The sequence below is a fragment of the Paenibacillus sp. J2L1-98 genome (genome assembly GCF_056269405.1).
Genome location: NZ_JBWDNW010000002.1, coordinates 503348 through 525083, shown reverse-complemented (window position 1 = coordinate 525083; position 21736 = coordinate 503348). Strand labels below are relative to the sequence as shown.

General features: G+C 49.1%; 31 protein-coding genes and 1 other annotated feature. Of the genes, 22 read left to right on the top strand and 9 right to left on the bottom strand.

Going from position 1 to position 21736, the window contains the following annotated elements; genetic code table 11:
- Positions 1-192 precede the first annotated feature (192 nt).
- On the top strand, positions 193-1221 hold the full coding sequence (locus AC0YNZ_RS07305) for a YeiH family protein (RefSeq protein WP_475825972.1): 1029 nt from the start codon (positions 193-195) through the stop codon (positions 1219-1221).
- Positions 1222-1456: 235 nt separating this feature from the next.
- Here the strand turns inward: AC0YNZ_RS07305 and AC0YNZ_RS07300 are convergent, their stop codons facing one another.
- From AC0YNZ_RS07300 to AC0YNZ_RS07275, 6 genes are all read right to left on the bottom strand, one after another.
- Entirely contained in the window at positions 1457-1612 is a 156-nt protein-coding gene (locus tag AC0YNZ_RS07300) for a hypothetical protein (protein ID WP_475825971.1), read from the bottom strand.
- A gap of 179 nt (positions 1613-1791) precedes the next feature.
- Positions 1792-2232 carry a spore germination protein GerPE gene (locus tag AC0YNZ_RS07295; RefSeq protein WP_475825970.1) on the bottom strand — a complete coding sequence of 147 codons (441 nt, stop codon included), beginning with the start codon at positions 2230-2232 and terminating at the stop codon, positions 1792-1794.
- Between the two features lie 5 nt (positions 2233-2237).
- Positions 2238-2447, bottom strand: coding sequence for a spore gernimation protein GerPD (locus tag AC0YNZ_RS07290; RefSeq protein ID WP_475825969.1), 210 nt, complete (start codon positions 2445-2447; stop codon positions 2238-2240).
- Positions 2448-3116: a spore germination protein GerPC gene (gene gerPC / locus AC0YNZ_RS07285; protein WP_475825968.1), complete on the bottom strand. Its 669-nt coding sequence runs from the start codon at positions 3114-3116 to the stop codon at positions 2448-2450. It lies immediately after the preceding gene.
- A 41-nt stretch (positions 3117-3157) separates the two neighbouring features.
- A complete protein-coding gene (locus tag AC0YNZ_RS07280; protein ID WP_475825967.1) occupies positions 3158-3364 on the bottom strand; it encodes a spore germination protein GerPB in 207 nt (68 codons plus the stop codon).
- Positions 3361-3588, bottom strand: a complete 228-nt coding sequence (locus AC0YNZ_RS07275) for a spore germination protein (RefSeq protein WP_110770556.1) — start codon at positions 3586-3588, stop codon at positions 3361-3363. The genes AC0YNZ_RS07280 and AC0YNZ_RS07275 overlap by 4 nt, the downstream gene beginning before the upstream one ends.
- A gap of 117 nt (positions 3589-3705) precedes the next feature.
- Here AC0YNZ_RS07275 and AC0YNZ_RS07270 point away from each other — a divergent pair, with 117 nt between their 5' ends.
- The 11 genes from AC0YNZ_RS07270 to mntR all read left to right on the top strand — a co-directional run bounded on the left by AC0YNZ_RS07270 (position 3706) and on the right by mntR (position 12520).
- Positions 3706-4167, top strand: a complete 462-nt coding sequence (locus AC0YNZ_RS07270) for an Hsp20/alpha crystallin family protein (RefSeq protein ID WP_475825966.1) — start codon at positions 3706-3708, stop codon at positions 4165-4167.
- A gap of 153 nt (positions 4168-4320) precedes the next feature.
- Complete coding sequence (locus AC0YNZ_RS07265) at positions 4321-4521, top strand: hypothetical protein (RefSeq protein WP_475825965.1); 201 nt, start codon at positions 4321-4323, stop codon at positions 4519-4521.
- Between the two features lie 35 nt (positions 4522-4556).
- Positions 4557-4781 carry a hypothetical protein gene (locus AC0YNZ_RS07260; RefSeq protein WP_110770554.1) on the top strand — a complete coding sequence of 75 codons (225 nt, stop codon included), beginning with the start codon at positions 4557-4559 and terminating at the stop codon, positions 4779-4781.
- A 74-nt stretch (positions 4782-4855) separates the two neighbouring features.
- On the top strand, positions 4856-5293 hold the full coding sequence (locus AC0YNZ_RS07255) for a Fur family transcriptional regulator (RefSeq protein WP_475825964.1): 438 nt from the start codon (positions 4856-4858) through the stop codon (positions 5291-5293).
- 17 nt (positions 5294-5310) lie between these two features.
- Positions 5311-5550 carry a membrane protein insertion efficiency factor YidD gene (yidD, locus tag AC0YNZ_RS07250; protein ID WP_475826162.1) on the top strand — a complete coding sequence of 80 codons (240 nt, stop codon included), beginning with the start codon at positions 5311-5313 and terminating at the stop codon, positions 5548-5550.
- A gap of 65 nt (positions 5551-5615) precedes the next feature.
- Positions 5616-5898 (top strand) — a binding site (T-box leader).
- Positions 5899-5953: 55 nt separating this feature from the next.
- Positions 5954-7957, top strand: a complete 2004-nt coding sequence (gene metG / locus AC0YNZ_RS07245; protein WP_475825963.1) for a methionine--tRNA ligase — start codon at positions 5954-5956, stop codon at positions 7955-7957.
- A gap of 297 nt (positions 7958-8254) precedes the next feature.
- The gene (locus AC0YNZ_RS07240) at positions 8255-9256 is read left to right on the top strand and encodes a metal ABC transporter solute-binding protein, Zn/Mn family (protein ID WP_475825962.1); all 1002 of its coding nucleotides are present in this window, start codon (positions 8255-8257) and stop codon (positions 9254-9256) included.
- A gap of 58 nt (positions 9257-9314) precedes the next feature.
- Entirely contained in the window at positions 9315-10142 is an 828-nt protein-coding gene (locus AC0YNZ_RS07235; protein ID WP_475825961.1) for a metal ABC transporter ATP-binding protein, read from the top strand.
- Positions 10123-10932 (top strand): metal ABC transporter permease, encoded by an 810-nt coding sequence (locus tag AC0YNZ_RS07230; protein ID WP_475825960.1) that lies wholly within the window; start codon positions 10123-10125, stop codon positions 10930-10932. Before AC0YNZ_RS07235 ends, AC0YNZ_RS07230 begins: the two co-directional genes overlap by 20 nt.
- Before the next feature lie 21 nt (positions 10933-10953).
- Positions 10954-11667 (top strand): cytochrome c biogenesis CcdA family protein, encoded by a 714-nt coding sequence (locus AC0YNZ_RS07225; RefSeq protein WP_056627640.1) that lies wholly within the window; start codon positions 10954-10956, stop codon positions 11665-11667.
- A 430-nt stretch (positions 11668-12097) separates the two neighbouring features.
- The gene (mntR, locus tag AC0YNZ_RS07220; protein ID WP_110770550.1) at positions 12098-12520 is read left to right on the top strand and encodes a transcriptional regulator MntR; all 423 of its coding nucleotides are present in this window, start codon (positions 12098-12100) and stop codon (positions 12518-12520) included.
- 67 nt (positions 12521-12587) lie between these two features.
- On the opposite strand, the gene AC0YNZ_RS07215 is transcribed toward mntR, so the two are convergent.
- On the bottom strand, positions 12588-12905 hold the full coding sequence (locus AC0YNZ_RS07215; protein WP_475825959.1) for a hypothetical protein: 318 nt from the start codon (positions 12903-12905) through the stop codon (positions 12588-12590).
- A gap of 30 nt (positions 12906-12935) precedes the next feature.
- Complete coding sequence (locus AC0YNZ_RS07210; RefSeq protein WP_475825958.1) at positions 12936-13898, bottom strand: DUF1385 domain-containing protein; 963 nt, start codon at positions 13896-13898, stop codon at positions 12936-12938.
- Between the two features lie 228 nt (positions 13899-14126).
- Here AC0YNZ_RS07210 and AC0YNZ_RS07205 point away from each other — a divergent pair, with 228 nt between their 5' ends.
- From AC0YNZ_RS07205 to AC0YNZ_RS07185, 5 genes are all read left to right on the top strand, one after another.
- Positions 14127-14633: a YqhR family membrane protein gene (locus AC0YNZ_RS07205; RefSeq protein WP_475825957.1), complete on the top strand. Its 507-nt coding sequence runs from the start codon at positions 14127-14129 to the stop codon at positions 14631-14633.
- A gap of 92 nt (positions 14634-14725) precedes the next feature.
- Complete coding sequence (gene aroQ / locus AC0YNZ_RS07200) at positions 14726-15166, top strand: type II 3-dehydroquinate dehydratase (protein ID WP_475825956.1); 441 nt, start codon at positions 14726-14728, stop codon at positions 15164-15166.
- 26 nt (positions 15167-15192) lie between these two features.
- The gene (locus AC0YNZ_RS07195; RefSeq protein ID WP_475825955.1) at positions 15193-16266 is read left to right on the top strand and encodes a M24 family metallopeptidase; all 1074 of its coding nucleotides are present in this window, start codon (positions 15193-15195) and stop codon (positions 16264-16266) included.
- Between the two features lie 27 nt (positions 16267-16293).
- Positions 16294-16851: an elongation factor P gene (gene efp, locus AC0YNZ_RS07190; protein ID WP_110770545.1), complete on the top strand. Its 558-nt coding sequence runs from the start codon at positions 16294-16296 to the stop codon at positions 16849-16851.
- A 130-nt stretch (positions 16852-16981) separates the two neighbouring features.
- Entirely contained in the window at positions 16982-18235 is a 1254-nt protein-coding gene (locus tag AC0YNZ_RS07185) for an aspartate kinase (protein WP_475825954.1), read from the top strand.
- Between the two features lie 66 nt (positions 18236-18301).
- Here the strand turns inward: AC0YNZ_RS07185 and AC0YNZ_RS07180 are convergent, their stop codons facing one another.
- The gene (locus AC0YNZ_RS07180) at positions 18302-19012 is read right to left on the bottom strand and encodes a 2-phosphosulfolactate phosphatase (RefSeq protein ID WP_475825953.1); all 711 of its coding nucleotides are present in this window, start codon (positions 19010-19012) and stop codon (positions 18302-18304) included.
- A 135-nt stretch (positions 19013-19147) separates the two neighbouring features.
- Between AC0YNZ_RS07180 and AC0YNZ_RS07175 the strand changes: the two genes are divergently transcribed.
- The 5 genes from AC0YNZ_RS07175 to spoIIIAD all read left to right on the top strand — a co-directional run bounded on the left by AC0YNZ_RS07175 (position 19148) and on the right by spoIIIAD (position 21736).
- On the top strand, positions 19148-19414 hold the full coding sequence (locus tag AC0YNZ_RS07175) for a YqhV family protein (protein WP_475825952.1): 267 nt from the start codon (positions 19148-19150) through the stop codon (positions 19412-19414).
- Between the two features lie 103 nt (positions 19415-19517).
- Positions 19518-20567 carry a stage III sporulation protein AA gene (spoIIIAA, locus tag AC0YNZ_RS07170; protein WP_475825951.1) on the top strand — a complete coding sequence of 350 codons (1050 nt, stop codon included), beginning with the start codon at positions 19518-19520 and terminating at the stop codon, positions 20565-20567.
- Positions 20564-21082, top strand: a complete 519-nt coding sequence (spoIIIAB, locus tag AC0YNZ_RS07165; protein WP_110770541.1) for a stage III sporulation protein SpoIIIAB — start codon at positions 20564-20566, stop codon at positions 21080-21082. The genes spoIIIAA and spoIIIAB overlap by 4 nt, the downstream gene beginning before the upstream one ends.
- A gap of 15 nt (positions 21083-21097) precedes the next feature.
- The gene (spoIIIAC, locus tag AC0YNZ_RS07160; protein ID WP_053376756.1) at positions 21098-21301 is read left to right on the top strand and encodes a stage III sporulation protein AC; all 204 of its coding nucleotides are present in this window, start codon (positions 21098-21100) and stop codon (positions 21299-21301) included.
- A gap of 39 nt (positions 21302-21340) precedes the next feature.
- On the top strand, positions 21341-21736 hold the full coding sequence (spoIIIAD, locus tag AC0YNZ_RS07155) for a stage III sporulation protein AD (protein ID WP_110770540.1): 396 nt from the start codon (positions 21341-21343) through the stop codon (positions 21734-21736).

Below are 21736 nucleotides of genomic sequence, written 5' to 3'. Positions count from 1 at the left end.
TATCCCTCATTATTATTTGTGATTTAGGCGAATATATTGCAATAATAACGCATAATAAGGCAGTCCACAATTTCAACCATAAGTAATTGTAATGATATAGATAGGAGATAAGTATTTCACTTCCTGCAGTGTGAGCCGTATAGTGAAGGCATAGAGGACAGCAGGTTTAGTCCTGATGCAGAGGTGAAGGTCATGGCACATAAAAACGGGTTTGCTGTTATTAATGATAAAGGGCTTGGATTTACGCTGGGCTTAGCGATTACCATGTTCATTGCTATTGCTGCAAAATACATCTCGATGCTGCCTTTTTTTAACGTGATGGGTCAGCTGGTTGTGGCAATTTTACTTGGAATCGGATGTAAAGCGTGGGTAGGCGTACCGGAGCCGGCAGTGCGTGGTATAGCATTTTCGAGCAAAGGTCTGCTGAGGATCGGCATTATACTGCTTGGACTGCGTTTGAATTTGATTGACATTGTACATGCGGGCCCAAAGGTATTTGCGATAGCAGTAATCAATATTTCATTTACGATTGTTGTTGTATACGGGCTAAGCAAATGGCTTAATATTGATAAAAAGCTGGGTATCTTGACGGCTTGCGGAACCGCAATCTGCGGCGCTGCTGCTGTGGTGGCTATTTCACCGCAATTAAAGGCAAGCGATAATGAAACGGCCATTAGCGCAACGACAGTCGCGATACTTGGCACGCTGTTTACGCTCGTCTATACGATTCTATATCCCGTCCTGCATTTAAGCGACGCAGGCTACGGTATATTTTCGGGCGCTACGCTCCATGAAGTTGCTCATGTTATTGCGGCAGCTGCGCCTGGAGGGCAAGAAGCGATTGATTTGGCCGTTATCGTCAAAATGTCGCGGATAGCAATGCTGGTTCCGGTCTCGATAATGATAGGCCTGTGGAATGGGCGCGGAGCGAATAAACCGGTAACATTCAGTCTGAAAAAGCTGCCGATTCCTTGGTTTATCGTTGGTTTTCTGGCGATGAGCGGTATTAATACGGCGGGCATTATCCCTGAAGCGATGACAGGCGAGCTGATTGCCGCTGCCTATTTCCTCATCGCGATGGCGATGGCCGGACTTGGCCTAGGCGTTGATCTCGTGATTTTCAGAAAGCGGGGCAAAAAACCTTTTGTCGCAGCGTTAATCGGTTCCGTATTGTTAGCCGGGCTTGGACTGCTGCTCGTACACGGCTTTCAATTGGCTTAAGCAGCAATAAAGTCCGCATGGATGCAATCATCCGTACGGACTTTATTTAAATATAAGAATTTATCAGTTTATCACGAATAAACTTGCTTATATTTTACCGTGAAGCGGGCTTTTTCCGACAAAAAACGGTGTCAGCCGTTTTCGCTGGTCCCCCATGTCATGTTTGATCTGAATAATCGTTGACCGGAGCGACGGGGCAAGCTTGCCCCGTTAGCTCAAAAGTTTAAGCTATGGCTTAAAATATGCCGCACCGCAGAATGATTACCAGCAAAATGAAGAGGACGAGAATAACGCCCGTGCTGGTCCAGATGCCTCCAACCGGTGAACAACCAGTGCCAACGCCTCCGACCGGATAACAACCAGTGCCAACGCCTGCTACAGGGTATCCCATGGTTCATACCTCCTGAATAAATTTGTTTTATTGTGATGTTTAGCTCACACTGTTAATGTATGCCGGAATCGCATGGTTGCACTGGACGTTTGTACCGGATCATTTGCATTTGCGCAAATGCCTATTCGGAAGCGGCCATAATAGCCTTGTACAGCTGCCTCGCCTGACAGATGACCTTGCTAGCAGCCTATAGGAGGATAGGGCTTAGGACGAGGATACTGACGGACATTTTTGATGCGGGACTCGCCGGTTAGGCACATGCCGTTGCCGGCTTGAATGCTGGATGCCGCGCCGGCTGCAATGACCTGAATATGGCCGACTGTAATGTTTGGCGCGCAATTGGTCCGGTGAAGCGATACGACCTGTCCGTTATCATCACCGGGATCATCAAAATAGGGCAGAGGACGGTAGAATAGCGGATACATTTCAAAAAAGACGTCGCCGGCGCCTGGATGATCCTCTTGCCGCTGCACCGCAACCCCTATCTGCTTCGCATTCGTTACCGCGCGGTCGCCAATCTGAACGCATCCTGCCTGGGAGACGCTTATCATACAAATCGATCCAATATTCGCAGTTCTTACCGGATAAGAATGCTCGGATTGTTCATTCATACGAGTCATATTGTTTATCCATCGCTTGATATGTCTTCTGCCTCTTCAGGCATTGGTAAAGGGGCCATCGGGCCAACGATAACGGACTCGGGCGGCGTATCGAACATGGAATACAAGGAGACGGTATCGGTGTCGCCCACCTGCAGCATCGATGCGCTTGATATACCAAGTATTTCGATTTGACCAACGCTCAATTGATGGTTTATGACGCTGAAGTTAAACATCTATTCCATTCCTCCTGAGACGGGCGTACCGCTCTGAAGCTGGCGCATGTAAGCGAGCATAGCTGCCTCGGCATCCCTCGTTGTTTTGGTGAGGACTCTAGCGGCAACTGTTTCATCAATTTGTGCCGGCTGCTGATCCGCTGTAATATTATCCGGCTGCTTCATATAGTAATGGATGCGGTTAGGCAGCTGTCTGCGGACATCCTCTATAATAATGCGTCTATGATAAGGGTCCAGCGGAATCCCAAATTCATGCTCGAAAATAAGCAGCCTTTGCGGAGCTGCGTCATCCAAATAACGGTTCATCTCGCCATAAACAGCGTTGTACGTTTCGCTCGGCGGCGGAATAGATGGGCCGGCTGACGGAAATACCTGCGGGCTCGTCACCTCCAGCTGGTCAATGCTGCCTGGAAAAGACTCGCCGTCCGCACTTGGAGCAGCCATACCGATATTTAATGTGCCGTCGAGCTTTTCTACCTTCAACTGGTCAAAATGATATTCAATGCTTTCTATATTGTAAGTAGGGCGCGTTTCGAGCTTCTTCACCTGCTCGCTCAAAGCAGCTACCTTCGCTTCAAGCGTTTGAAGCTGCTCCTGCTGCTCGTTTAGCTTATGCTGCACTTCAAGAGACCACATCTGCCAAGGGGACAGCTTATTGGGCTGCTGCATGAGACTGCTCCTCCTTCTCGTATTGGAATCCACGCGCTCCCTTAGGAAGGGTTCGGAAGAGGCACGAAGGACAGGGGATTATCCCCGCTGCCGAGCTGTGGAGCGGGTTCGGTGAACCCGCCTGTATTATAGAGCTGAGACAACGAGCGAATGGACCCGGCGCTGCCGATCTGCAGGACGGAGCTGTTCGATACGTTGTCTACGCGCAGCATATTAATCGTAATTTGCTGATGAATCGTTAGACTCATACGACACTCACATCATTATTCGTATTATCCTGTACGTCAGGATCGATGGAGTTCGTAGCGCTGACAGCATTGTTCGAGTTCGTTAAGCTGCCGGTCAAGAACGAGCCTGAGCCCGCATAAGTCTTTGTAGCGCTAGAAGGCGATACTTCAAGGGCATCACCGAACTGAACTATGGAACCAGTACCGGTGCTAACTATTTTAACAAAGCCGATGACAGCTGGCATAAGCATCCTCCTTTTTCGTGTGCACTTTTTGATCAGACGGCTGTACGTGATATATCTTATGCGGCATTCGCCTAGAGGTTCCCGGAGCTTAAGTATCCTGTATGAAGCTAGGCGCATATGATGGTAGGAATGCTGGAAGGCGGGTGTTTGCTGGTGACATCCAAATGGGATGATATGGAGCGATGGATGGAGAGGCAGCAGCTTCCCAAAGGATTTGAGCTGCTGCGTGAACCGGATTGGGTGGAGCAATACGTGCGCAAAATGATGACTAAGGCGCTGCCCGAAGCGGCCGGCGCAATAATCGGGGGAGGCTCCGCTACCTTTTCTGAAACACGCCATTTTGTTCAGGTTAAAATAAAATTACCGGTTGGCTTTGAAAGAGAGCAGCTGAGGTTGTTTGTGCGCGAGGACCGGCTGCGGCTTGACGGCTTGCCGAATGGCAAAAGCGAGACAATCAAGCTGCCAAAGCTTGTGAAGCCGCGCGTCTGCAAAACGCTTTTAAAGGACAATGTGCTGCAAGTAAAGCTGCAGAAGCGACCGACGAACCGAAATTATCATGAGGCTATCGTACGGTGGTAGCGCAAGCACGGACAGGGAGCGATGGCGCATATCCGCCGGATGTGTGCTTTTTTTGTCACGAAATCGACAGGGTTTGCAGCTGGCTAATGGCTGAACTATCCCTTATAATGTCTAGTGAACATGTACATATTAGCAAACAAGGGAGTGTGTTCGGTGTCACTAGTCGATGTGAGCAGTGTATCTGCTTCGTTATTCATACTCGGTATCGTGTTTATCATGCTAATTTTCGGTTTACTCAGCTTCGGAATTTTACGCATGTTTCAGCAGCGGTTCCGTACGGGCTGGTTTAGCTTCGGCGGTGCGGTTATCAGCTTCGTAGTCTTTATGATTATATTAAACAAGTGGTATCTATAGCCGTTCTATAGCTGATCACAACCGGAGGAATTGGCTTGTTCTGGACAATCATATGGTTTTTCGTCAATATGCTGTTTGTCGTATCTATTATTACGTATTTGTTTATGCATCGCTCTTATACGGAAACGAAACGGCAATCGGGAGATTTTGCGCTCATCAAACGGCTGAACGCAAGGCGAAAGCTGGTCGGGGTTCTCAGTATCGTGTTATTCGTTGCGATGGCAGCCAGCTTTATGATCAACATGAGATTGAATGGATAAGAGGCTCTCATTGACGAGAGCTTTTTTTTTCGTCATTATGGAGATAGACAATTATTAGTCCGGAGGTTCGACATATGCATACAATGGAAGACATTATACGACGCATGTCTAGTCAAGGATTACGAATAACGGATCAAAGAAAGACGCTAGCTAGACTGTTTTCGGAGACGCAGGGTTATTTGGCCCCGAAGGAAGTCTATGAATATATGGGAAAATCGTATACCGGTCTCAGCTTCGATACGGTATACCGTAATTTGCGTGTCATGGAAGAGCTGGGCGTGCTGGAGCAGGTTATTTTTGAGGACGGCGGCAAGTTCAAGCTGCATTGCAGGGAGCATGATCACCATCACCATATGATTTGTCTGCAATGCGGCATGACCTATCCGATAACCTTCTGTCCGATGGAGCAGACGGCCGTTCCCGAGGAGTTCCGGGTCGTCAAGCATAAATTCGAGGTTTTCGGCTACTGCAAGGATTGCATTCAGGATGATTCGCCGGCAACCTTAGCCTAATGCCGAAACAACGAGTGATGCGAAGGGTGACGCAGGCTCCGATTCATTTTTATCGCAAGGTTATATCGCCCTTGACTCCGCCTTCATGCCGCTTTTATCCGACCTGTTCGATGTATGCGCTGGAAGCGATCGAGAAGCATGGAGCAGCTAAAGGTACATGGCTCGCGGTTAAGCGTATCGCGCGCTGTCATCCGTTTAATGCCGGTGGATATGATCCCGTACCGCCTCCAAAAACGGATAAGACAGATGCTCCTTGACAGAGAGGGTTCTGTTTCGGTATATTTTGAATAATAAGCGGGTAAAGTTATTACTAGATTTCTCCATATGTCCGAGGAACGGATAAGTACAATAGAACAACTTTTACAGAGAGCCGGGATTGATGGTGCAAGCCGGTAAGGGACGCTATTGGAATATGGTCCGGGAGGATTCGCTTTCAAGCTGCAGCCTATGGTGACGGCTCAGTAAGGGAGCGACGCGAAGCTGGCGTTAACGGCGATAGCCGCCAAGAAGGCGGCACACGAAGCTTTCCCGGAAAACCGGTTCATCTGGTTTTTCGTGATTGAAATTTGGGTGGTACCGCGTGAGTTCTAACTCTCGTCCCATGATGGACGGGAGTTTTTTGCGTTTTTTTGCAGTGAAAATGGAATAGGGGGATTTCAGATGACGAAAAAAAATACGTTTTATATTACGACTCCGATTTATTATCCAAGCGATAAGCTCCATATCGGTCATGCTTATACGACAGTAGCCGGAGATGCAATGGCGCGCTATAAGCGTCTTCGCGGTTATGATGTATGGTACTTGACGGGTACGGATGAGCATGGGCAGAAGATAGAGCGCAAGGCAAAGGAAAAGGATCAAACTCCGCAGCAGTTCGTTGACGATATCGTCGTAGGCATTAAGGATCTTTGGGCAAAGCTTGAAATTTCCAATGATGATTTCATTCGCACCACGGAAGAGCGCCATAAGACTGTAGTGGAGAAAATATTCGCTCAGCTTCTAGAGCAGGACGATATTTACAAGGGTACCTATGAAGGTTGGTACTGTACGCCTTGCGAGTCGTTTTTTCTCGAGCGTCAGCTTGTAGACGGTAAATGTCCGGATTGCGGCCGCCCGGTTGAGCTTGTGAAGGAGGAAAGTTATTTTTTCCGCATGAGCAAGTATGCGGATCGCCTGCTGCAATATTTTGAGGACAATCCGGATTTCATTCAGCCGGAATCGCGCAAGAACGAGATGATCAACAACTTCATTAAGCCAGGTCTGGAGGATCTGGCCGTATCGCGTACGACTTTCGATTGGGGCGTAAAAGTACCGGGAGACCCTAAGCATGTCGTATATGTATGGATCGACGCTTTGTCAAATTATATAACGGCACTAGGCTACGGCAATGAAGGCAAAGATCAGAAGTACCGCGATTTCTGGCCTGCCGACGTGCATTTGGTAGGGAAGGAAATCGTTCGTTTCCACACCATTTATTGGCCGATTATGCTGATGGCGCTTAATTTGCCAATACCGAAGAAGGTATTTGCGCACGGCTGGCTGCTGATGAAGGATGGCAAAATGTCGAAGTCCAAGGGCAACGTTGTTGATCCGGTTATGCTGATCGATCGTTACGGACTAGACGCACTCCGTTATTATTTATTGCGTGAAGTGCCGTTCGGAGCAGATGGAACATTTACCCCGGAAAATTTCGTCGAGCGGATTAATTTTGACTTGGCAAATGATCTTGGAAACTTGCTCAACCGGACGATTGCGATGATCGATAAATATTTTGATGGTGTTATTCCTCCTTTCGCGGGCTCTGTAACGGCTTTCGACGATTCCTTGCAGAAGCTTACGGTTGAAACGATCGCGCAGGTGGAAGCTGCGCTGGAAAACATGGAATTTTCGGTGGCCCTCGCATCGTTATGGCAGCTTGTAAGCCGTACGAACAAATATATCGATGAGACGCAGCCATGGGCTCTTGCCAAGGATGAGGCGAAGACTAACGAGCTCGCATCGGTCATGTATCATTTGGCGGAATCGCTGCGCATCGTATCGATTTTGCTTCAACCGTTCTTGACGCATTCGCCTCGCGAAATGTGGAAGCAGCTTGGCCTGGAGCAGGGCGAGCTGACGACATGGGAGAGCACCAAGCAATTCGGCACGCTGCCGGGCGGAACGAAAGTCAGCAAAGGCTCGCCATTATTTCCGCGTCTTGAAACGGCGGAGGAAGCGGCTTTTATCGCCGCTGCGATGGGAGGCGGCGCACAGCCTGAGCAGGCAGCGGAACAGGCTGCCGCATCGAATTCGGATGCGAACGCTCGGGGCGAAGCTCCGCAAGCGGCAGTTGAGACGAAGGAAGAAATTGCGATTGATGACTTTGCTAAGGTTGAGCTGAGGGTTGCAGAGGTTATTGCGGCGGAACCAGTGCACAAAGCCGATAAGCTGCTCAAGCTGCAGCTTGATCTTGGCTACGAGCAGCGCCAAGTCGTTTCCGGCATTGCCAAGTTTTACACGCCGGAGCAAATGGTCGGCCGCAAAGTGATTTGCGTAACGAACCTGAAGCCGGTTAAGCTGCGCGGTGAATGGTCGCAGGGCATGATACTTGCGGCATCGCACGGCGATCAGCTAACGCTGGCTACGGTACCGGACGGCATGCCAAATGGCGCGGTCGTGAAATAACTGTCGTTGCCGAATGATTGAATCAGGAGATGCCCCGGAAGTCGAAACGACTTCCGGGGCATCTCTATTTTTTCCGGCTTGGGATGATGGTCTTCATATCATATATTGTTCTTTTTTAGTCAATACAAGTAATCAGAGTCCGGTACAGCGCAGCTGCTGACAGCTTATGAATCTGCTATTATGACTGCTTTATTCGGATGAATATGGTTGACAGTCTATTTAATTGCGTCGTATAATACAAAACGTAATAATAACGATTACGAAGAAGAGCGGAATAAGAATGGAGAGAAAACCCAAATGAAAGATTCGAAATCATCGATACGCTTGATGGCGTTACTCCTGCTCCTAACTGCAATGGTGCTGATCGCGGCAGCATGCGGCAATCATACGAACAACGCGAATTCACCGGCTAATGCGGATAGCAGCGCCGCAGCTGACAATGCAAGTAAAGATCAGATTAGTGTTGTTACCAGCTTCTATCCGCTATACTTTCTGGCGGCTGAAATCGGCGGAGAGCATGTTAATGCGGTAAATTTAGTATCTGCCGGTGTAGAGCCTCACGACTGGACGCCGAAGAGCCGTGATTTGGACACTGCTTCGAAAGCGCAGCTGTTTTTGTATCATGGAGCAGGGTTAGAGGGCTGGGTAGACGATTTTCTGAAGGGGTTGTCGAAGGACAGCACGGTTGTAACGAAAGAGATCAGCGATGGGATTGCGCTTATTGAAGGCACGGAAGAAGAGCATGGGCATGAAGAAGAACATGCTGATGAGCACGGCAGCGTGGATCCGCATACGTGGGTCAGCCCGAAATCAGCGCTAACACTGGCGGAAAATGTGAAAAATAGCTTGATAGAGGCAGATAGCGCAAATCAAGCGGATTATGAGAAAAACTATGCTGCGCTTAAATTGAAGCTGGAAGCCATCGATGCGGAATATACGGCTAAGCTTGCGCAATCGGTGAATAAAAACATCGTTACATCGCATCAAGCGTTCGGCTACCTGGCTCGCGACTATGGCTTGAAGCAAATTTCCATTATGGGACTGAGCCCGGACGCCGAGCCGCGTGCGCAGGATTTGCTGGACATTGCGAAGTACGTTAAGGCGAACAACGTAAAATATATTTTCTTCGAAGAGCTAGTATCCGACCAGTTGGCACAAACGCTTGCGAGCGAGGCTGACGTTAAGACCATGGTGCTTAATCCGCTTGAGGGCTTAACGCCGGATCAGGAAAAAGAGGGAGAAACCTACCTCACGCTGATGGAGAGAAACTTGCAAAATCTTGTGCAAGCATTACAATAGAACAAAAGGCAAACCTGCGGAGCTGATTCAGCTCCGTATTGCTGTGAGGAGAGAAATTATGGCGCAATCGAATCGAATAACAAATACGGACGCTAGCTGCCACCAAGAGGTTATCTCATTGGAGGATGTCTCCTTTTCTTTTCAACAGCAGACTGTCATTTCGAATCTTAGCTTTGCAGTGAAGGAACGGGACTTCATCGGCTTAATAGGTACGAATGGTGCGGGAAAAACGACGCTGCTTCGCATGATTGTTGGCTTACTGAAGCCGACCAGCGGCACGATCCGTTTATTTGGAGAGAAAATAGACAAGTTTAAGCAATGGGAGCGTATTGGCTACGTTCCGCAGAAAAACACACTCAACCCGTTGTTTCCGGCTACTGTGCGGGAAGTGGTACTTTCAGGGCTTTATGGGCGGAGCAAGCTGTTTAAGCAGATGAATAAAGCGGATTTTAAAAAATGCGAGGATGCGCTTCAAGCGATGGGCATCGATGACTTAAAGGATAAGCGCATCGGTCAGCTGTCGGGCGGCCAGCAGCAGCGTGTGTTTCTGGCAAGAGCGTTGATTAACAATCCTTCACTGCTCATTCTGGATGAGCCGACGGTGGGCATTGATACGGAGACGCAGGAGAGCTTCTTCCATATGATCAAGCATATGCACCAGCATCATAACATCACGTTTCTGATGGTTTCCCATGACTTGGAAATGATCCGTTCCTATCTTGGCCAAGAGCCTGCGTCAGCGAACGGGAAGCTCAAGTTTCATATTAAGCATTCGCATGAAACGCAGGATTGCGTGGAGAATGACCTGGCGCACAGCTTGAAAGGTTTAAGGGAGCAAATGGAGAGCAGGAAAGAGGTTGTTTTAGTTGGAGATCGTAACGAGTGAGTTTTTTCAAAGAGCCCTTATCGGCGGTTTGCTGATTGGCATAACCGCTCCGCTGATGGGCTTATTTCTTGTGCTGCGCAGACTGTCTATGATTGGCGACACTTTATCTCACGTCTCTATTGCCGGCGTGGCGCTGGGCTTCCTTATAGGCGTTTACCCGATTGCGGTAGGGCTGCTATTCGCCATAGTCGCATCCTTCGCTATCGAGAAGCTTAGAAAGGCCTACAAATCTTACGCGGAGCTGTCAATTGCTATTATTATGTCGGGCGGGGTCGCGCTTGCGTCGATTCTATTCACGATGGGCAAGGGCTTTAACAACAATGTGAACAGTTATTTATTTGGGAGTATCTATACACTCAATAATACCGATCTATACGTTATTGGCGGAGTTACAGTCATCGTACTCGCAGCGATCCGCTTGCAGGTCAAGGAGCTTTTCCTTATTACATTTGACGAGGATGCGGCTGCGGTAAGCGGCTTGCCCGTGAAATTTTATAATGTTATGATTAGCGTGCTTACTGCACTCATTATTAGCGTATCTATTAAAATCGTGGGCGCGCTGCTTGTGTCCGCCTTGCTCACGATACCGGCTGCATGCAGCCTGATTATTGCCCGCAGCTTCCGTCAGAGCGTCATTACGGTCGTCATTATCGGTGAGCTGGCCGTTATTATCGGGCTACTTATCGCTGGGATATGGAATTTAGCGCCTGGCGGTACGATCGTATTATTGCTTATTGCCGTGCTGCTTTTGCTGCTCGTGTTCCGTCGCGGGGTGCGGGCAGGCAGTTGATTCGGATTGGGGTGAAAGGTATTGTCAGACATTAACATTTGGCTGGCTTTCGGCGCCGGCTTCGCATCGTTCATTTCCCCTTGCTGCTTGCCTCTGTATCCCTCATATTTATCGTATATTACGGGTATTTCAGTGGCTGATTTGAAGGAGAATTCGAACGCAAAACAAAAACGGATGCGTACGATGTCGCATACGCTGTTTTTCATTTTAGGCTTTTGCACGGTTTATTACGCTTTAGGTTACGGAACGAATGTGTTTGCTGAGTTTTTCAGCGAGTACAGACAACTGATTAGGCAGTTATCCGCTATACTGATCATTTTGATGGGACTTTTTCTAATCGGATTATTCCAGCCGCAGCTGCTCATGAAAGAACGGAGAATGAATCTGATACCGAAAAAAGCGGACTACATAAGCTCCTTTATTTTTGGAATCGGCTTCTCTGCTGGCTGGACTCCGTGCATGGGACCTGCTCTAACGGCTATATTAGGATTGGCCGCAACGGAACCCGGAACATGGTTTCAATTGACGACAGCATATGCGCTAGGTTTTGCAATCCCGTTTTTTGTGCTTGCTTTTTTCCTCGGCACGGCAAGATGGATTTTGAAATATTCCGCTTCCGTAATGAAGATTGGCGGAGCCGTCATGATTTTGATGGGTATTTTGCTGTTTACCGATCAAATGACCAAAATTACGATCTGGTTAAATATCATTACGCCGGAATGGCTTGCATTCTAAACGAAAGCTCAGCCCTTTGAGTAAAATATTTAATTTTTGCATCTGGAAAACGGTTATAGATGCGCTCCGATATAGACTTGCGGAGCGCATCTGCTTATTTTAGGAGTTATAAGCTCTCCAAAGCGGTTCTCCCTGCCGTCATGCCTTAGAGTGGTGGGAAATGAAGTCCGTCGGATAACCCGCTCTTGCAGCCTTAGCGGCGGCCTAATGCGGAGTTTAAATCTAGTGCATCACGCTAGAAATTTTAGCCCCATGAGCGTTAATTTGTGGAAGAGAAGAGTGGATCAAACGGGCATTTTCAAGCGTTTTTGGCGTTTTGTAATCTATTTTTGGATTGAGAGCAGGTTGCAGTGAGCGTAATGAACAGTGTATGATACATAGAGTAACGCCTGCGAAACAGGTTGAAGAAGTATGGTTAGGAGGTTCTTCAGTGCCTACACCGAGCATGGAAGACTACTTGGAAAAAATTTATAAGCTGATCGATGAAAAAGGATATGCGCGTGTCTCGGACATAGCAGAAGGACTAGAGGTGCATCCTTCTTCCGTCACTAAAATGATTCAGAAGCTCGATAAAGATAATTATTTGATTTATGAGAAGTATCGCGGGCTTGTCCTGACCAATAAAGGCAAGAAAATGGGTAAAAGACTTGTCGACCGGCACCAGCTGCTAGAGTCGTTTCTAACGACGATCGGCGTACAGGACGAAAATATTTATCAGGATGTCGAAGGAATTGAACATCATTTAAGTTGGGATTCTATTACATGCATTGAAACATTGGTTGAATATTTCCGCCGGGACTCGCAAAGAATGGACGAGCTTCGCGCCGTACGTGCGGAAATGGACAGTGAATGATACATAGCATATAGAATAATCTGCAAAAAAAGGACTGCGGCTAACATGCCGCAGTCCTTTTTTGTATTTAATGGTATTTAGGTAGTTCATCGTCATCCTTGCCGCCTTCAATGACGCGAAACGGCACGGTTTTGGAGCGGGGCTTGCTTGTCTTCGATCGGGAAGAGGCGGAACGGCTCGGCTTGACGTAGGTCCTGCTTTGCTGCGAGCCATATCCTCTTAAGAAAGACGGCGGATATTTATACAGCAGGAAAATACCGCCAAGCACTGCAATCGGAATAATAAATGTGCCTGGTCTATTAATAACACTGTATACGAGACCGATCACTAGCAGCGCCAAAACCGTGATTGACCATACATTCCATTTGCCCGGTATTCTGCTCATTGTAATACCGCCTTTCAGCTCATCGTAAATTTATTTCATTTGCCTATCAAGCTCAAGCATGCGTTTAAATGAAGCGATGGACACCGCCACCTGCTCGTCGCGCGGTTCTTTAGTCGTAAGCAGCTGCAGCCACAAGCCCGGATAGCCGAGGTAGCGCAGAATAGGAATTTCACGCAAAGCATTCGTCCAGCGCAGTACCTCATACGATATACCGAGAACGAGAGGAAGCAGAAGAATACGGATGTAAATTCGTTCCCAAATCGTATCCCATGTGAAAAAGGGTAGCGAGTATACGACAACGCCCACTAAGACAGTGAACACGATAAAGCTGGAGCCGCAGCGATAGTGGAGACGGCTATATTTTTGCACATTGCGAATGGTAAGCTCCTCGCCTGCTTCATAAGCGCTGATTACCTTATGTTCAGCGCCATGATACTGGAACAGCCGCTTAATAAGCGGAGTCATGGAGATGAAGTATAAGTAAGCGAGCAATAAAATAATTTTGATAAGTCCTTCTAATAAATTATGACCGACCTTGTTGTCAAATACCCCGGCAAACAGTAATTCTTCAAGCGCTGCAGGAGCAGCGGTGAATATGAGCTTGCCGAAAATAAAGGACAGTACGCCTGCCACGGCCACGCCGACCAGCATACTGAGACTCCAGCCTGATTTTTTTTCTTCCTTTGCCTTGGCGGCTTGCACGGACTTAACTGTATCCTGTTCTTCGCCGGCTTCATCCTCCGCGTATGTTTCCATAGAGAAGTTCAAATGCTGCGAGCCTTTGGCGCTTGATTCCAAAATGCCTACAACGCCCCGGACGAATGGGATTTTTTTTAATACTTGGATCCAGCTCTTGGTAGTACGGGGTACTTCATAAAATACAATTTCATCATTTTTGCGTCGGACTGCCGTTACGTTAACGTGTTTGCCAGCAAACATTACGCCTTCAATAACCGCTTGTCCGCCATATATGCTTCGGGAGTCTTGCGGCAAGAGCTTGTCACCTTCCTTGAGTGGAATATCGTCTTAGCTGTTACGACGAATGTACCTTTAACTTTGTAATCTATTGTACTTGATCTACCGGCCAATTGCCAACGTCAGCATGCTGGAAGCGAAAAGCGGATTAATGAAAGCCGGCTGTTGAAGTCAGCGGTTACGGATCGGAATTTCTTCACATACTAAGCCAGGCAACAATGCACATCAGAGTGGAGGTTAACCAAAATGTCTAAGGAAAAGCAGCGGACAGATTATGATGAGCGGGAGCATCATACAAATCCATGGCTTTACTCGATCAAAATCGGCTTTTTCGCAGGTCTTATATGGGGAATCGTGCGGTGGATGTTTTATGAAATGAAATTTACGAAGGTGCTGCCCGGCTTTGCGGCGGATCCTTTCTTTCGGTCATCCTTTCTAAAGACCGGATGGGGAGAGGTCGTTGGGATAGGCGCATTCGTACTATTTTCAATAGCCGCAGCGTTACTTTATAAACTAGCGCTTGGCCGATTGCGCGGTCCATGGCCGGGCGTTTTGTACGGCGCCGTTTGGTGGGCCATTCTATTTATCGTCGTAGGCCCGATGCTCGGCATCATGGAGAGCATTAGAATAGCAGGCTGGAATACGCTTTACACCGAGATTTGCGTATTTCTCCTGTGGGGCGTGTTTATCGGTTATTCCATTTCCTTTGAGTTCACTGACGAAGCATCGAGGGAGCCAATTAAAGCGGAGTAACGAGTTCTACTTCTCAAGGAGCCGACATTTGTGGTAAAATGGCTATTGATCTTTGAACCTATGATGGATTCGGTTGCTTGGGAGGTGCATTTATGCACAGAATCATTGTTTTGAACGGGCCGAACTTAAACATGCTCGGAATTCGTGAGCCCGGGGTATACGGGACAGAGACGCTTGCATCCATTGAATCGCTCTTGAAGAATAAAGCCGAAGCGCTTGGCGCCACGCTTGAATTTTTCCAAACGAATCATGAGGGCGAAATGATTGACCGAATACATAGTGTGTATGGCAAAGCAGACGGTATCGTCATTAACCCCGGTGCTTGGACGCATTACAGCTATGCGCTGCGCGATGCTCTTAGCACAGTGGGGCTGCCGGTCATCGAGGTGCATATGTCGAACATTCACAAGAGAGAAGCGTTCCGGCATGTATCCGTCATCGCTGCAATCGCAGTCGGTCAAATTGCCGGCTTCGGGTCTCACAGCTATGAACTCGGCCTTACTGCGCTCGTACGTCATTTGCAAAAATCGTAATGAGTTTAAGAAGGGGTGAAGCGGTTATGCCAAACGATAGAGTAAAGCGACTGCGCCAGCTGATGGAAGAACATCGCTATGAAGCGATACTAATTGGAAGCGAACACAACCGTCGATACATAAGCGGCTTTACCGGCTCTTCAGGCATGGTGCTGATCACGCTTCGCGAAAGCTATTTGCTTACCGATTTTCGCTATCGTACGCAAGCGCCTCAGCAGGCGGCAGGCTTTCAAATCGTCGAGCACGGATCAAGTCCGCTTGAGGATGTGCTCGGGCTTCTGCGTCAAGGCAAGCTGACGAAGCTCGCTTTCGAGCAAGACCATGTCGTGTACAGCGAGTTTACGGCATGGACGAAAACGTTGAGCGGCATTACACTCGAGCCTGCTGCAGGATTGGTTGAACGGCTTCGCATCATAAAGGACGAGTCTGAGCTGCAAATTATGCAGGATGCTGCGGACCTGGCGGACAGCACCTTCAATCATATTTTGAAACTGATCCGCCCGGGAGTTCGTGAAACGGAAATCGCGCTTGAGATGGAAGTGTATATGCGAAAGCACGGCGCAACATCCTCTTCCTTCGACACCATCGTAGCGTCGGGCGAGCGCTCCGCACTGCCGCATGGAGTAGCCAGCGATCGCATAATCGGCAATAATGAGTTTGTGAAGCTTGATTTCGGCGCTTATTATAATGGCTATTGCTCTGATTTGACCCGGACAGTAGTAGTTGGAACGCCCACAGCGAAGCATCTTGAGATCTACAACATCGTTCTCGAAGCGCAGCTGCATGCACTGGAGAATATTAAGCCGGGCATGACCGGCCGCGAAGCGGATGCGCTAACTCGCGACATCATTACGAAATACGGCTATGGCGATCTGTTTGGGCATGGTACCGGGCATGGACTCGGCATGGAAATTCATGAAGCGCCGAGATTGTCCAAATTAAGTGAAACGATTTTAACCCCCGGCATGACGGTCACGGTTGAACCCGGCATATACGTACCTGGCTTCGGCGGCGTGCGCATAGAGGATGATATCGTTATTACGGAAACCGGTATTAAAATATTAACCTCATCCCCGAAGGACTTGATCACTCTGGGTTAGGACTATTCATTCAGGAGGGAATCAGCAATGATTTCAGTAAACGATTTTAAAACAGGTTTGACCGTGCAAGTAGACTCAGATATTTTCACCGTTCTTGACTTTCAACACGTTAAGCCGGGTAAAGGCGCGGCTTTCGTTCGCTCCAAGCTGAAAAACCTTCGCAACGGTAACGTTGTTGAGAAAACGTTCCGTGCGGGCGAGAGCATCGGCCGCGCGATTATCGAAAACCGTGAAGTGCAATATTTGTACAACTCCGGTTCGGAGTACACGTTTATGGATAATGAAACGTTTGATCAATTTAACTTGGACAAGAAGCAGCTGGAATGGGAACTTAACTTCCTGAAAGAAAACATGAACGTTAACATTTCTAGCTACCAAGGCGAAATTCTTGGTATTCAAATGCAAAACAGCGTTGAGCTGAAAGTCATTGAAACAGAGCCGGGTGTGAAAGGCAACACAGCACAAGGCGCTACGAAAATGGCTAAGGTTGAAACCGGCCTGAACGTTCAAGTTCCACTGTTCATAAACGAAGGCGACGTTCTGCTCATCGATACTCGCGAAGGCAAATACATCTCGCGCGCTTAGTAAGCAGCTTGATTCAACCGTCCGATGCAACTCGGACGGTTTTTTTTGCAGGCGGATATACCCAAGGGACCGTCTTTTGTGTTATAATATTGTCTTGTATGTACATGTCAGGGTTGGGAGTGAATCAGCTTTGTCGTTGATAGTGATGAAGTTTGGCGGCAGCTCCGTGGGAACGCCGGAGCGGATGCAGCGCGTAGCGAAACGAATAATTGACAGGCAGCGGGAAGGCAACGATATCGTTGTCGTCGTTTCTGCCATGGGAGATACGACGGACGATTTAATCGATCAGTCGAAACAGCTTAATCCAAATCCGCCGGCGCGGGAAATGGATATGCTATTAACGGTTGGAGAGCAAATATCGATAGCTTTGCTGTCGATGACCGTTCACCAGCTTGGAGCTGAGGCCGTATCCTTTACCGGCTGGCAGGCAGGCATCCGCACAGAAGCGGTGCATGGCAAGGCGAAGATGACGAACATTCACCCTGAGCGCGTATTTAAAGCGCTGGAGCAGGGCAATGTAGCCATCATTGCCGGCTTCCAAGGGATGACGGAAGACGGTGAAATTACGACACTCGGACGCGGCGGCTCTGACACGACGGCAGTTGCAATGGCAGCCGCGATGAAAGCAGACGTTTGCGAGATTTATACGGATGTGGACGGCATTTATTCAACCGATCCCCGCGTCGTAAAAAATGCGCGCAAGCTAAACGAGATTTCGTATGATGAAATGCTTGAGCTCGCTAATTTGGGCGCTGCTGTATTGCACCCGCGTGCGGTGGAATACGCTAAGCATAACAATGTTAAGCTTGTTGTGCGTTCAAGCTTTACCCAAAACGAAGGTACAAGTGTGAAGGAGGAAGCGGTCATGGAGCAAGGCGTGGTCGTTCGCGGCATCGCGTTTGACAAAAATGTAGCTAGAATTAGCATTATGGGTGTTGAGGATGTACCGGGCGTGCTTGCCAATGTGTTTGGCGCACTCGCGAGCAACGGCATCGATGTCGACATTATCGTACAAAGCGGTGTGCAGGACGGTAAGGCCGACTTCTCCTTCACTCTCTCTGGCGACGACAAGGATAAAGCGATTTCGGTTATCGAGGGTGTCCGCAGCAAGGTGCCGTACCGTGAGACTACTTCAGAATCGAACCTTGTGAAGGTATCCATCGTGGGCGCAGGCATGGTCAGCAATCCAGGCGTTGCAGCGAAAATGTTCGCAACGATTTCATCGCTTGGCGTCAGCATCAAGATGGTAAGCACCTCTGAAATCAAATGCTCTTGCGTGATTACTGCTGAGCCTTTGAGCGACGTTGTGCGTGCGCTTCATACTGCATACGGTCTTGATACCGAAGTGCAGGCGTTTGTAGGCGGCCCTCAGGAACGGCGATAATAGAATAGGCTAAAGAGAAGGCACGTTCCGTACTGACGGAACGTGCCTTTTTTTACGCGCAAGCGATCAGGATCTTGTTAGCTGATCTCCATTCAATCTTGGGACCTCGTGGTAAATATCGATGGCGGAGCAAGCCTCAATATCTTTTTTCATCCCCATTTTCAAAAGCTTTTTTCCCGTCATTCCATTCATTATTGTCTCTTTCACTTGAGCCGACCGATTGCGGTACAGCGCCAGCATCGCGGTGCCAAAATCGTCCATTTCAACAGTAACATGGCTTAAGCTATGAAGCTTATCAAGCACAAGCCCGGCGCATAAGCCATCCTCAATCGCAAATTCATCATGACTGCCCGCGCACAAAATAACGACATCGCGCCGAAGATCGACAGCCAAGCGGGCGCAGGCCTCCGCATTCAGCAGCGACGCGGTCAGCACATTGTCTGCCCGCATCGATTTATGGATCGCCCTTGTGCCGTTCGTAGTCGTAAGCACAATTCTTTTGCCTGCCACGACCTGTTCGGTGTACTCATCCGGCGAGTTGCCCAGATCGAAGCCTGCGATTTTTCGGCAAAATCGTTCTCCTCCAAGCAAATCTCCCGGACGCTGAAGAGCCCTTGCCTCCATGACGGTTTCAGCAGGGATGACGCATAAAGCGCCCGCTGCGATTGCCGTAATAATCGTGCTTGTCGCCCGCAGCACGTCGATGATAATAGCCGTCTTTTGATGAAATCTTGCGGAGCTGGCTTCATTTACACTTGATATAACCTGCACTTGCATGTTGGATATTCCGCCTTTCCTAAGCTCAATCCTTTACTATATGCGTCTTCCTATGGGCAGGTGTCCGGTATGAAAGGTAGACAAGCGTGCATATGAATAAGGAACAGATGGATTGCGAAGGGAGGTCATTTAATCGTGCTTAATAAAATTGTACTGACTATGGCGTCACTGCGGCTTATGTCAGGCAGCATCGAAATTTGCGCCGCGCTGCTGATGCTCCGGTTGAACCAAATCGACAGAGCGCTGGTCGTAAACTCATCACTTGCGTTAGTAGGCCCGCTCATTCTCATCGCGACGACTACCGTTGGTCTCGTCGGGATTTCCGACAAGCTGTCGCCTTCTAAATTTCTTTGGGTAGGTGCCGGCGTCATCTGTCTGATGATCGGTATTTTGAAAAAATAATAGATTGTAAATCTAGCAAACGATGAACGGGGCAGACATATTTTCGCATCGATAGCATACAAATAGGAACTACGAAGGACAAACATCCGGGAGTGATGATGGCATGCTGGCACGCATCGTGCACTTACTGCCCTTGGAGCTAAAGACGCTGCTGGAGCGGCTTCCTGAACCTATGCAAGAGCAGCTAGAGGAAATTCGGATTCGAGAAGGACGACCGCTTGAAATAGGGTTTCGGGGGCAGTCTCGATTTATGATGATTGACGGGTCGCTGCGCCAAGCTGCCGACGGGGCATACAAGCCATCGGCAGACACATGCCGCAAGCTGCTCGAACGCATTACCAACTATTCCTTGTACGCCATGGAGGAGGAGCTCCGCAGAGGGTTTATCACCGTTTCGGGCGGTCATCGTATTGGACTGGCCGGCAGGACTATACTCGACAGCGGCGTTGTACGCGGCATTCGCGATATTGGCGCTTTCAATATCCGGGTAGCCAGAGAAGTGATCGGCGCTAGCGCCCACCTGCTGCCTAAGCTGATCGACCGTACGAGAAAAACGCTGCATTCCACACTTATTTTAGCTCCTCCGCAGCAGGGTAAAACGACGCTCGTGCGGGACATCGCCAGATCTGTCAGCTATGGCTTGTGGCCGACCTTGGAGGCAAGCGGCTGGCAAGGAAGAAAGGTCGGCATCGTCGACGAACGGTCGGAGATTGCAGCTTGCGTCCGCGGCATCCCGACATTCGACGTAGGTCCGCGAACCGATGTGATGGATGCCTGTCCAAAGGCGGAAGGCATGATGATGCTTTTGCGCTCCATGTCGCCCGAGGTGCTGATTGCCGACGAGATCGGCAGGCCTGAGGATGGCGAAGCCATTCGTGAGGCCAGTCATGCGGGCATCAGCGTTGTCGCCACCGCACATGCCTATGATTTGCAGGATGCAAGAGGCAGGCCCGTACTGCTGAAGCTGCTTGAAGAGGGCGCATTTACGTACGTCGTTGAGCTGAAACGCACAGACCAGGGCATCATGCACCGCGTGGTGCCTGCGGAAGCAATCGCCCTACGGGCCTCCTCCCGCGAGCATCCTTCAGCATCCCGTACAGCCACAGATACGATGCATGCCTTCTCGGGGCGACATCGAGCTGATGACCCGTGATTAAGCTGCTAGGCGCGGTTCTAGTCTTGTTTGCAGGCACGATGATCGGCTTCCAGCAAGCAGCAAAATTCGCCGAGCGACCAAGGCAGCTGCGGCAGCTCGCACATGCGCTGCAGCGGCTGGAGACGGAAATCGGCTATGGCCACACGCCTTTACCGGAGGCGCTGGAGAGAACGGCAGCAGCTACCCCCGAGCCGCTCGCGACCATTTTTCGCAAAGCGGCTAGCGGTATCTGGGAAACGGAAAGCTTTACTTTCCGCGATAGCTGGGAGCAGGCGATCAAATCACAGTGGGAAGCGACTTCGATGCGGAATAACGAGCAGGCCGTGCTCATTCGGCTAGGCTCGACGCTAGGCATCAGCGATAAAGAAGATCAAATGAAGCATATACATCTAGCGTTATTGCAGCTGAAAGCCGAGGAGGACGCAGCGAGAGATGATCAGGGGCGTTATGAGAAGATGTGGAAAAGTCTCGGTATTTTGATCGCTGTGCTGATCGTCATTTTGATGGTGTAGTGGGGTGCGGCATAGATGAACATGGATGTGAGCGCCATTTTCCAGATTGCCGGAATCGGAATTGTTATCGCGATGATACATTCGGTTCTTAAGCAAATGGGGAAGGAAGATATGGCGCATTGGGTAACGGTCATTGGTTTCGTCGTCGTACTGTTTATGGTTGTTCGGCTCCTGAATGAACTGTTCCAAGAAATAAAAACGATTTTTTTGTTCCAGTAAACGTCTTAAGTCGGACGTGCATGCGAGCAGGTGAGCGGAATGGAAATGATTCAAATCGTCGGCCTTGGTCTGATGGCTACAGTACTTATACTTGTTGTTCGGGAGCAAAAGCCGATGTTCGCTTTTCTGCTCGCGGCGTTTACAGGCTTGTTTATCTTTCTGTACTTGATCGGCAAAATCGAAATCGTCATATCCGTGCTAGAGGATCTGGCTAATCGATCGGGTATCCCTTCGATATACTTGAAGACGATCCTAAAAATTATCGGCATTGCGTACATTGCGGAATTTGGGGCGCAGATCGTAAGAGACGCAGGTCAAGAGGGCATCGCATCGAAAATCGAATTTGCCGGCAAAGTATTTATTCTCGTCATGGCTGTTCCGATTATTAGCGTAATCGTCGAGACCGTTATCGGGCTGCTGCCGGAGGGGAGCTGA

Bases quoted from the DNA above. Each gene is read 5' to 3' on its own strand.
- AC0YNZ_RS07305 (WP_475825972.1), top strand. From the start codon at position 193: ATGGCACATAAAAACGGGTTTGCTGTTATTAATGATAAAGGGCTTGGA.
- AC0YNZ_RS07300 (WP_475825971.1), bottom strand. From the start codon at position 1,612: ATGGGATACCCTGTAGCAGGCGTTGGCACTGGTTGTTATCCGGTCGGA.
- AC0YNZ_RS07295 (WP_475825970.1), bottom strand. From the start codon at position 2,232: ATGACTCGTATGAATGAACAATCCGAGCATTCTTATCCGGTAAGAACT.
- AC0YNZ_RS07290 (WP_475825969.1), bottom strand. From the start codon at position 2,447: ATGTTTAACTTCAGCGTCATAAACCATCAATTGAGCGTTGGTCAAATC.
- gerPC (WP_475825968.1), bottom strand. From the start codon at position 3,116: ATGCAGCAGCCCAATAAGCTGTCCCCTTGGCAGATGTGGTCTCTTGAA.
- AC0YNZ_RS07280 (WP_475825967.1), bottom strand. From the start codon at position 3,364: ATGAGTCTAACGATTCATCAGCAAATTACGATTAATATGCTGCGCGTA.
- AC0YNZ_RS07275 (WP_110770556.1), bottom strand. From the start codon at position 3,588: ATGCCAGCTGTCATCGGCTTTGTTAAAATAGTTAGCACCGGTACTGGT.
- AC0YNZ_RS07270 (WP_475825966.1), top strand. From the start codon at position 3,706: ATGATGGTAGGAATGCTGGAAGGCGGGTGTTTGCTGGTGACATCCAAA.
- AC0YNZ_RS07255 (WP_475825964.1), top strand. From the start codon at position 4,856: ATGCATACAATGGAAGACATTATACGACGCATGTCTAGTCAAGGATTA.
- yidD (WP_475826162.1), top strand. From the start codon at position 5,311: ATGCGAAGGGTGACGCAGGCTCCGATTCATTTTTATCGCAAGGTTATA.
- metG (WP_475825963.1), top strand. From the start codon at position 5,954: ATGACGAAAAAAAATACGTTTTATATTACGACTCCGATTTATTATCCA.
- AC0YNZ_RS07240 (WP_475825962.1), top strand. From the start codon at position 8,255: ATGAAAGATTCGAAATCATCGATACGCTTGATGGCGTTACTCCTGCTC.
- AC0YNZ_RS07235 (WP_475825961.1), top strand. From the start codon at position 9,315: ATGGCGCAATCGAATCGAATAACAAATACGGACGCTAGCTGCCACCAA.
- AC0YNZ_RS07215 (WP_475825959.1), bottom strand. From the start codon at position 12,905: ATGAGCAGAATACCGGGCAAATGGAATGTATGGTCAATCACGGTTTTG.
- AC0YNZ_RS07205 (WP_475825957.1), top strand. From the start codon at position 14,127: ATGTCTAAGGAAAAGCAGCGGACAGATTATGATGAGCGGGAGCATCAT.
- aroQ (WP_475825956.1), top strand. From the start codon at position 14,726: ATGCACAGAATCATTGTTTTGAACGGGCCGAACTTAAACATGCTCGGA.
- AC0YNZ_RS07195 (WP_475825955.1), top strand. From the start codon at position 15,193: ATGCCAAACGATAGAGTAAAGCGACTGCGCCAGCTGATGGAAGAACAT.
- efp (WP_110770545.1), top strand. From the start codon at position 16,294: ATGATTTCAGTAAACGATTTTAAAACAGGTTTGACCGTGCAAGTAGAC.
- AC0YNZ_RS07180 (WP_475825953.1), bottom strand. From the start codon at position 19,012: ATGCAAGTGCAGGTTATATCAAGTGTAAATGAAGCCAGCTCCGCAAGA.
- spoIIIAA (WP_475825951.1), top strand. From the start codon at position 19,518: ATGCTGGCACGCATCGTGCACTTACTGCCCTTGGAGCTAAAGACGCTG.
- spoIIIAC (WP_053376756.1), top strand. From the start codon at position 21,098: ATGAACATGGATGTGAGCGCCATTTTCCAGATTGCCGGAATCGGAATT.
- spoIIIAD (WP_110770540.1), top strand. From the start codon at position 21,341: ATGGAAATGATTCAAATCGTCGGCCTTGGTCTGATGGCTACAGTACTT.